Here is an 8,416-nt window from a genome sequence, read left to right on the forward strand (position 1 = left end):
TGGCGTGTCGTCATGCCTCGAACAGCGCGGCGCCGATGTACGAACCCGGTTGCGCGCCCGGCGGGCACGCGAAGATCGCGCTGCCGACGTGCGTCGTGAACTGGTTCATGATGTCCAGCTTCGCGAGCTTCTCGTTGATCGGAATGAAGCCCTTGCGCGGGTCGCGCTGGTGCGCGACGAACATCAGCCCCGCGTCGTACTCGGTCTGCTGGCGCCACGGCGGCCAGCGCTCGATGTAGAAGTTCGTGCTGTCGTTGTACGAGTACGCGCGGCGCAGGATCTGCGCGCCGTTGTTCAACTGCGGCGACGCGAGGCGCGCGTGCGCGTTGTCGGGGATCACCGGGTTGCCGTCCTTGTCGGCCGCGTCGAGATCGAGCGCCTCGAACTCGTGCTTCTGGCCGAGCGGCGCGCCGCTGTACTTGTGACGGCCGACCACCTGCTCCTGGAAGCCGAGCTCCGTGTTGTCCCAGTGCTCGAGCGTGATGCGGATCCGGCGCACGACCGTGTAGGTGCCGCCGTTCATCCATGCCGGGCCTTCGCTGCCGGCCCACACGAATTCATCCATCGCGGCCGGGTCGGACATCGGCGGATTCATCGTGCCGTCCTTGAAGCCCATCAGGTTGCGCGGCGTCTCGCCGGGCTTGCCCGACGTGAAGCCGGCCTGGCCCCAGCGCATCTGCGCCGCTTTCGCGCCGAGGCGCACGAGCTGGCGCACCGCGTGGAACGCGACCTGCGCGTCGTCCGCGCACGCCTGGATGAACAGGTCGCCGCCGGTCTTTTCCGGCAGCAACTGGTCGCCGTTGAAGCGCGGCAGGTCGACGAGCGCGGCGGGCCGATGCTTCGCGAGGCCGAAGCGGTCCTTGCCCGCCAGCGCGAACATGCCGGGGCCGAAGCCGAACGTGATCGTCAGGCGCGCGGGGCCGAGGCCGAGCGCGTCGCCTCCGTCCGCCGGCGCGACGTCGTCGGCGCCCGTCGCGGCGAGCGGCAGTGCGGTATCACCGCGCGTCATGCGCGCGGCGGCGTCGGTCCAGGTTTTCAGCAGCGTGATGACATCCGCGCGCTGGGCCGTCGTCAGGTCGAGCGCCGCGAAATACGCGTGGCGCTGCTGCGGTGTCGCGATGCCGCTCTGGTGCTTGCCGTAGAACGGCTCGACGCCGTCGTGCGCGGAAGCGGGCGCGGGTGCGGCGGCGGGTGCATCCGCCGCCTTCGCGGCCGGGATCGACGCCGCTGCGAGGCCGGCGGCCACCGCGGCGCCGCCCGCCTTCAGGAAGCCGCGCCGCGCGGGGCGCGGTGGCTGGTTGGAATCGTCTGCCATGATGGGCTCCCTTACTTCGCGAGCAACAGCGTGTTGACGTCGTCCGCGACGTAGTAAAAACCGTCGCCTTCGGGCGTCATGGCGATGCCGAACAGGTTGCCGTTGCCGGGGGGCGATTGCGCCTTGTCGGTATTGATCCAGCGTGCGTAGATCTGCTTGCCGGCGACCGGGTCGATCTCGACGACCTGGCCGTTCTGCGCGTTGGTCGCGAGCAGGTGGCCGTTCGGTGCGGTGGCGAGCGCGAGCGGGCGGCGCAGGAAGCCGTCGGCGGTCACCTGGCGGCCGACGCCCGCGCTGGTATCGCGCGTGAGCGGGTCGTCGATCTCGACGATGCGGTTGCCGATCGCGTCCGACACGTACAGCTTCTTCTGGTCGCCCGACAGCGCGAGGCCGGTCGGGCCGACCAGGAACACGCCCTTGTCGGCCTGCGCGCCGAGGCCGCTCGCAACGATCGTTTCCTGCTTGATGACGGGCGGCTTGCCGGCCGGCACGTCGAGGTCGAGACGCAGTACGGTCGCCTGCTTGTAGACGGGCGGATTGCCGTCCGCGCCGCCGACGCCGAAGCCGGCCATGCTGACGAACAGCGTCGCGCTGTCGCCGCGGTCGACCACGGCCATGTTGCCCCACGGGTCGTTGATGTTCGGGGTCGACCACGTCGACGCGATCTTGCCTTGCGGATCGAGCACGATCAGGCAGCCGGCGCCCTTGGTGTTGGTCGTGCCGTCGTTGCTCGGCGTGCTGCCGACGATCACCCAGCCGGATTTCAGCATCGTCATCGCCGTCGACAGGCCGACGCCGCCCGGGCACGCCTTCAGGCCGCGCGGGATCGACGCGAACAGGCTCAGCTGCTTCGTCGACGGGCGGTAGTTGACGATCGTGCTGCCGGTGCCCTGCAGGTTCGCCGAGTTGTTGAAGTTGTCGACGAGCACGTCGCCCGCCTGGATCGTGCCGGCCGACACCGGCGCGACCGCGATCGCGTACGGGTTCTGGTCGCCGTTGTCCGGCACCGTGTTGACGAGCGTGGTGTGGCGATGCACGGTCTCGAGGAAACCTTGCGGCTCGGCGAGTGCGCCGGCGGCGGCCGTCAGTGCGGCGACGGCCAGTACGCCCGTCGCGAGACGGCGAAGCGGGGCGGATGGATTCATGTGGGTCTCCTGGGGAGCGCGCCGTCCGGGCGGCGCGCGAAAATGGTCAGCGTGGGCGCGTCGCTCAGAACGTGATCGTCGTCCGCGCGCCGAGCACGAACGTGTTGCGCAGCGGCTGGGTCGGGTCGCTCGGGTTCTGGCCGGCGCCGGCATTGAACGTGTACTGCGCGTCGGCCTGGACGATCCACCACGGGTTGACCTGGTACTGGTAGGTCGCTTCGAGCGTCGTCTCGCGCGTGCGCACGCCGTACGGGCCGGCCGCGAACGTTCGCGCGGTCTGGTCGAGGTCGGTCACGTGGTTGCCGACCTGGATGTATGTGACGCCAAGGCCGACGCTGTCGTTGTCGCGGCCTGCGAACGGCGCCTTCAGCACGATCCCCGCGTTGGCGGAGAAGCTCACCAGGTTGCGGTCGCCCGGCGCGCCCATCACGCGCGCGAACACGCCGAGGCTGCGCGGCCCGGTCGGGTCGGGGCGCCAGATCATCTGGTCGGCCACCGCGTAGAAGCTGTAGTTGCCGTGACGCTGCCGCGCGTCGCCGTTCGACGCGGGATCCGAGAGCGGCAGCCCGTCGGTGCCCACGTTCTGGTCCGCGAAGCGGCCGTTGTGATACCAGACGCCGATCTTGTAGGTGCCCGGCAGCCCGCTCGAGCGGCCGGTGTCCATTTCGCCGTCCGACGGCTGGTTCAGCGCGTACTGCAGTTCGCCGATATAGAGCGCGCCGTTGTGCAGGTTGAAGTTGGTGCCGCTCAGGTTGTTCGGGTTGTTGCCGAGCGGGTCGCCGTCGAACACGCCCGCGAGCGCGGTGAGTTTCGGCGTGAGCTGCGCGCGTACGCGCACGCCGAGGCCCGCGAGCGGATACGCGGGGCCGCCGTTCGGCAGGTCGTACGACGGCAGCGCGGGCCAGCCGAACATCGTGTTGACGAACGTGTTCGCATACGTGCTGACCATGAATTCCTGGTCCAGGCTCTGCTGGCCGATCTTCACGTCGACGCGCTTGTCGAGGAACGACTGCTGGTACCACAGCTCCCACAGGCGCGTCGTGCCCTGCGCCTCGATGCCGCTCGCGGTGTTGAGCGTGCCGAGGTTCCGCGCACTCAGGTTGGTGCCGTGGATCTGCAGTGCGCTGACGTTGAACGTGCCGCCAGGCAGGCCGATTGCCTTCTGCGTGTCGACCGTCAAGGTGGCCGTCGTCAAGCCGTCGTACGCGCCGCCGCGGTTCAGGCCGCCGCGCAGGTTCGCGAGGTATTCGCTGGTTTCGGTGATTTGCAGCGTCGCGCCGTACTTGCCGAGCCACGGGCGGATGCCGCCCATGTCGCCGAGCAGGCTCTGGCGCGTCCAGATGCCGGTCCACATGTTGGTCGGCTTCGCCTGGATCGCCAGGTCGGCCTCGGGGGCTTCGGGCTGTGCGTCGACCGGCACGTCGGCGAAAGCCGCGCCGCTCGCGAACGATGCACATGCGAGGATGGCCGCGCACGCGGCGGGGCGCATCCGGGCCCGGAGGTTGTCTCCCTGGAACGACGCAAACTTCATATCAAATCCGTGGTTCTAATTAGTGTGGAGTCCTGCTTGTCGGTCGCTGTCCGGACGCTCGGCACCGATCGGCCAGGGCATGAAGATGAACGCAACGCGGCGCATCGTAGGAGTCTCAAATGAGAAAGTCAATGTAAACGAGAATGATTCGCATCTAAATTACTGAATGTAATCCACCTCCTTACGGATGGCGCCCGACACTTGTTTGGTGCCGAGGTAAACCGTAAATATCGCCGTAACGAAAATGAATGCTTCGATGCGGATCGATGGATCCGCGGGGCGGGGCGCAGGAGGCAACCGGCGGGCGCCGGATGGCGCGTGCCGGCGGACGGAATCGACGCCGCTACGGAATTTATGAGGTAATGCCGCCGATCGCAGGAACTCCGTGCTTTCCCGGTGTCCAAACGGGGCTGGATGAGATTTCCGGGCCGGGCGGCCCCACCGGCAAGGCCGGGCGACGCTTGTCAGGGTTTGTTTTCAAAGGATTTTTTGTCGGATCCTCGTGCTTTTTTCGCCCCGTCCCCGCCTTGAAAATTCGTCAGGTCCCCCTTCTTGAATTTGTCAAAACCCGTCCATATAATTAGCACTCGCTGCACGAGAGTGCTAACAATTCTCTGCCGGGCGATAAGCCGGGCAGATTCCCTAAGCGTTCTTCAATCTCAGTCAAGAGAGGAGTGAATATGAACCTTCGTCCTTTGCACGATCGCGTGATCGTCAAGCGCCTGGATCAGGAAACCAAGACCGCCTCGGGCATCGTGATCCCCGACGCCGCTGCTGAAAAGCCGGACCAGGGTGAAGTCCTGGCCGTCGGCCCGGGCAAGCGCGACGACAAGGGCGCCCCGATCGCGCTCGACGTGAAGGTCGGCGATCGCGTCCTGTTCGGCAAGTACGCAGGCCAGACCGTGAAGGTCGACGGCAGCGAACTGCTGGTCATGCGCGAAGAAGACATCATGGCCGTGGTCAACGCCAAGTAAGCGTCCACCGACGGTACATATTCCCAAGAATTCAAGGAGTTAGAAGATGGCAGCTAAAGACGTCGTATTCGGCGATTCCGCCCGTTCGAAGATGGTCGAAGGCGTGAACATTCTCGCCAACGCAGTCAAGGTCACGCTGGGTCCGAAGGGCCGCAACGTCGTGCTCGAGCGCAGCTTCGGCGGCCCGACGGTCACCAAGGACGGTGTGTCGGTCGCGAAGGAAATCGAGCTGAAGGACAAGCTCCAGAACATGGGCGCGCAAATGGTCAAGGAAGTCGCTTCCAAGACCAGCGACAACGCAGGCGACGGCACGACGACGGCAACCGTCCTCGCGCAATCGATCGTTCGCGAAGGCATGAAGTACGTCGCATCGGGCATGAACCCGATGGACCTGAAGCGCGGCATCGACAAGGCAGTCGCAGCGGCTGTCGAAGAGCTGAAGAAGATCAGCAAGCCGTGCACGACCAACAAGGAAATCGCACAGGTCGGCTCGATCTCGGCGAACAGCGACACGTCAATCGGCGATCGCATCGCTGAAGCGATGGACAAGGTCGGCAAGGAAGGCGTCATCACCGTCGAAGACGGCAAGTCGCTGGCTGACGAACTCGACGTCGTCGAAGGCATGCAATTCGACCGCGGCTACCTGTCGCCGTACTTCATCAACAACCCGGAAAAGCAAGTCGCCGTCCTCGACAACCCGTTCGTGCTGCTGCACGACAAGAAGGTGTCGAACATCCGTGATCTGCTGCCGGTACTCGAGCAAGTCGCTAAGGCTGGCCGTCCGCTGCTGATCATCGCTGAAGACATCGAAGGCGAAGCGCTCGCAACGCTGGTCGTCAACAACATCCGCGGCATCCTGAAGACCGTTGCGGTCAAGGCGCCGGGCTTCGGCGATCGTCGCAAGGCGATGCTGGAAGACATCGCGATCCTGACCGGCGGCCAGGTGATCGCGGAAGAAACCGGCCTGACGCTCGAGAAGGCAACGCTGGCAGAACTGGGTCAGGCGAAGCGCATCGAAGTGGGCAAGGAAAACACGACGATCATCGACGGCGCAGGCGAAGCCGTGAACATCGAAGCACGCGTGAAGCAAGTGCGCGCGCAAATCGAAGAAGCGACGTCGGACTACGACCGTGAAAAGCTGCAAGAGCGCGTGGCCAAGCTGGCCGGCGGTGTTGCAGTGATCAAGGTCGGTGCTGCGACCGAAGTCGAAATGAAGGAAAAGAAGGCACGTGTCGAAGACGCACTGCACGCAACGCGCGCAGCTGTGGAAGAAGGCATCGTGGCAGGTGGCGGCGTTGCGCTGATCCGCGCTCGCACCGCGATCGCGGGCCTGACCGGCGCTAACGCCGATCAAAACGCCGGCATCAAGATCGTGCTGCGCGCAATGGAAGAGCCGCTGCGCCAGATCGTCACGAACGGCGGCGAAGAAGCCAGCGTCGTGGTGGCGGCAGTTGCTGCAGGCCAGGGCAACTACGGCTACAACGCAGCGACGGGCGAGTACGTCGACATGGTCGAAGCCGGTGTCGTCGACCCGACCAAGGTCACGCGTACCGCACTGCAGAACGCAGCGTCGGTTGCAGGCCTGCTGCTGACGACGGACGCAGCTGTTGCTGAACTGCCGAAGGAAGATGCACCGATGCCGGGCGGCATGCCGGGCGGCATGGGCGGCATGGGCATGGACATGTAATCGACTTCGGTCGATGGTGTCCGGAGCGCGCAGCGATGCGCGTTCCAGCCAAAAGAAAAGACCCGCAGCGATGCGGGTCTTTTTTTATGTGCGCGCGGATTTCGATGCGTGCGCGGGGCGGCCGGAGGTGCTGCGCCCAAAGGGCCTGACGTGGGGGCGACGGCGGGGCATGCCCCGCCGCACGTGCGTCAATGCCGGTGCGATGTCCTCGGCACCGGGTCGGCCTTCACGGCCGGCGGCGTATCCGAATCTTCGTTGCTGCGCGCCCAGAAGAACCGGTCGGGCAGGTACGCCCCCATGCCGGGCCGGAACGCATCACGCACGGCCTGGTACAGGTATTCCTGCGCCTCGCGAACCGCTTCGGGCGGCTCCTGGCCGTTCGCGAGCAGCGCCGCGATGGCCGCGCCCAGCGTGTCGGTGATGCCCATCAGCCGGTGCGGCGAGCGATCCCACATGTCCTCGCGGAGCTGGCCTTCCTCGCCGTACAGCGTATTGACGAGCCGGTGCGAGCCCGTCTCGGACGACAGGATGTACTCGCAGCCCTGCGACAGCAGGTGCGAGACGGCCGCGTCGAGATTCGGCGCCTCGGCGTCGCCGTCCGGCTGCGCAAGCGCGATCAGCGTCGCGTAGTCGGCGACCAGCAGTGTGGTTTGCGGCGCCAGCAGGTCGGCGATCGATTCGCGCAGGTCGTCGGCGGCGAGCACGTGCTCGTCGTCGAGCGTGAAGTCGGGCGCGAGCACGAGCGGCACGCCGTCGTAGTCGGCGACGACCTCGGCAATCGCGCTCACGACTTCCGCGCGCGTCGCCGCGCCGATCTTGAACGCCGCAACCGGCATGTCTTCGAGCAGCATGCGCGCCTGGGCGGCGACCACGTCGGGATCGAGGCCGGTCACTTCGTCGCAGGCGGCCGAGTCGCGCACGGTGTAGCCCGTCAGGACGGACACGCCGTGACAGCCCATGCTCGCCAGGGTCAACAGATCGGCTTGAATGCCAGAGCCGCCGGTGGGGTCGGACAGGCCAAAGGTGAGGACGATCGGAGGGGCGTTGCTGGACATGTAAAAATGGGGCAAGAGAAAAACGGGAAAGCGACGGGCATGCGGACGGCGAGGCGAAATGGGCGTTTTCGGCCCTGTGTTGCCCGGCAGGCCGCACTTTTCAGCCATTATGCGGCGGAATCCGGCCTGCACGACGGATTTTTTAGCGCAGCGCAACGTAGTCGCGTTACTCCAGCGCGATTGCTAGGCAGTCCGGCCCCGACACGGTACCATCATGGCTCCCGAATTTACCGACTTTCCCGACGCGGCTTAAGATGGAATACAAGAGCTGGATGTGCCTGATTTGTGGCTGGATTTACGACGAAGAAGCCGGGCTGCCGGAAGAGGGCATTGCCCCGGGCACGCGCTGGGAAGACGTCCCGATCAACTGGACGTGTCCTGAATGCGGCGCCCGCAAGGAAGACTTCGAGATGGTCCAGATCTGACCGGACCCTTGGCCCACGGACACACCGCTCAGGCCTCGCATCGGCCCGGCGCTCGCGCGTCGAGGCTTGCGCGAGCGACTTGACGATGACAGGCGCGCGTGTCCATGAGGCCCGAACCGGCGAACGTTCCCCACCCTGACGCATTGCCCAACCCGCGCGGCGGGGCCGTGCGCGCGGCCGACGCATGGCTTGCGGCGGCCGCCGACGCTTTCGAGCATCGCGACGACGCGGCCGCACCGCTGTCCGCTGCGGCGGCCGTGCTGGCGGAAGCCGGCTGGCTGCCG

The 8,416-nt window shown here is 66.2% G+C and carries 7 protein-coding genes and 1 pseudogene; 4 read left to right on the forward strand and 4 right to left on the reverse strand.

Annotation, left to right across the window (positions count from 1 at the left end):
• Positions 1-10: 10 nt before the first annotated feature.
• From efeB to F3J15_RS17725, 3 genes are all read right to left on the reverse strand, one after another.
• Complete coding sequence (gene efeB / locus F3J15_RS17715) at positions 11-1,315, reverse strand: iron uptake transporter deferrochelatase/peroxidase subunit (protein ID WP_166893042.1); 1,305 nt, start codon at positions 1,313-1,315, stop codon at positions 11-13.
• A gap of 11 nt (positions 1,316-1,326) precedes the next feature.
• Positions 1,327-2,460 carry a hypothetical protein gene (locus tag F3J15_RS17720; protein WP_166893044.1) on the reverse strand — a complete coding sequence of 378 codons (1,134 nt, stop codon included), beginning with the start codon at positions 2,458-2,460 and terminating at the stop codon, positions 1,327-1,329.
• Between the two features lie 64 nt (positions 2,461-2,524).
• The gene (locus F3J15_RS17725; RefSeq protein WP_166893046.1) at positions 2,525-3,991 is read right to left on the reverse strand and encodes a carbohydrate porin; all 1,467 of its coding nucleotides are present in this window, start codon (positions 3,989-3,991) and stop codon (positions 2,525-2,527) included.
• A 680-nt stretch (positions 3,992-4,671) separates the two neighbouring features.
• On the opposite strand from F3J15_RS17725, the gene groES reads away from it, so the two are divergent.
• Both groES and groL read left to right on the forward strand, forming a co-directional pair.
• Positions 4,672-4,965: a co-chaperone GroES gene (gene groES, locus F3J15_RS17730; RefSeq protein WP_039361157.1), complete on the forward strand. Its 294-nt coding sequence runs from the start codon at positions 4,672-4,674 to the stop codon at positions 4,963-4,965.
• Positions 4,966-5,011: 46 nt separating this feature from the next.
• Complete coding sequence (gene groL / locus F3J15_RS17735) at positions 5,012-6,652, forward strand: chaperonin GroEL (RefSeq protein ID WP_039361154.1); 1,641 nt, start codon at positions 5,012-5,014, stop codon at positions 6,650-6,652.
• A 188-nt stretch (positions 6,653-6,840) separates the two neighbouring features.
• On the opposite strand, the gene F3J15_RS17740 is transcribed toward groL, so the two are convergent.
• Positions 6,841-7,707, reverse strand: a complete 867-nt coding sequence (locus tag F3J15_RS17740; protein WP_089424656.1) for a hydroxymethylpyrimidine/phosphomethylpyrimidine kinase — start codon at positions 7,705-7,707, stop codon at positions 6,841-6,843.
• Between the two features lie 254 nt (positions 7,708-7,961).
• On the opposite strand from F3J15_RS17740, the gene F3J15_RS17745 reads away from it, so the two are divergent.
• Together F3J15_RS17745 and F3J15_RS17750 are read left to right on the forward strand one after the other, a co-directional pair.
• Positions 7,962-8,132, forward strand: coding sequence for a rubredoxin (locus tag F3J15_RS17745; protein WP_004186709.1), 171 nt, complete (start codon positions 7,962-7,964; stop codon positions 8,130-8,132).
• A 104-nt stretch (positions 8,133-8,236) separates the two neighbouring features.
• Positions 8,237-8,416, forward strand: a pseudogene (locus F3J15_RS17750) (hypothetical protein); the annotation flags it as partial.

The sequence above is a fragment of the Burkholderia sp. Ap-955 genome, assembly GCF_011753045.1.
In the GTDB taxonomy this organism is placed as follows: Bacteria; Pseudomonadota; Gammaproteobacteria; order Burkholderiales; family Burkholderiaceae; genus Burkholderia; species Burkholderia lata_D.

Excerpts from the sequence above, each read along its gene's own strand:
- efeB (WP_166893042.1), bottom strand. The coding sequence starts at position 1,315 with ATGGCAGACGATTCCAACCAGCCACCGCGCCCCGCGCGGCGCGGCTTC.
- F3J15_RS17720 (WP_166893044.1), bottom strand. The coding sequence starts at position 2,460 with ATGAATCCATCCGCCCCGCTTCGCCGTCTCGCGACGGGCGTACTGGCC.
- F3J15_RS17725 (WP_166893046.1), bottom strand. The coding sequence starts at position 3,991 with ATGAAGTTTGCGTCGTTCCAGGGAGACAACCTCCGGGCCCGGATGCGC.
- groES (WP_039361157.1), top strand. The coding sequence starts at position 4,672 with ATGAACCTTCGTCCTTTGCACGATCGCGTGATCGTCAAGCGCCTGGAT.
- groL (WP_039361154.1), top strand. The coding sequence starts at position 5,012 with ATGGCAGCTAAAGACGTCGTATTCGGCGATTCCGCCCGTTCGAAGATG.
- F3J15_RS17740 (WP_089424656.1), bottom strand. The coding sequence starts at position 7,707 with ATGTCCAGCAACGCCCCTCCGATCGTCCTCACCTTTGGCCTGTCCGAC.
- F3J15_RS17745 (WP_004186709.1), top strand. The coding sequence starts at position 7,962 with ATGGAATACAAGAGCTGGATGTGCCTGATTTGTGGCTGGATTTACGAC.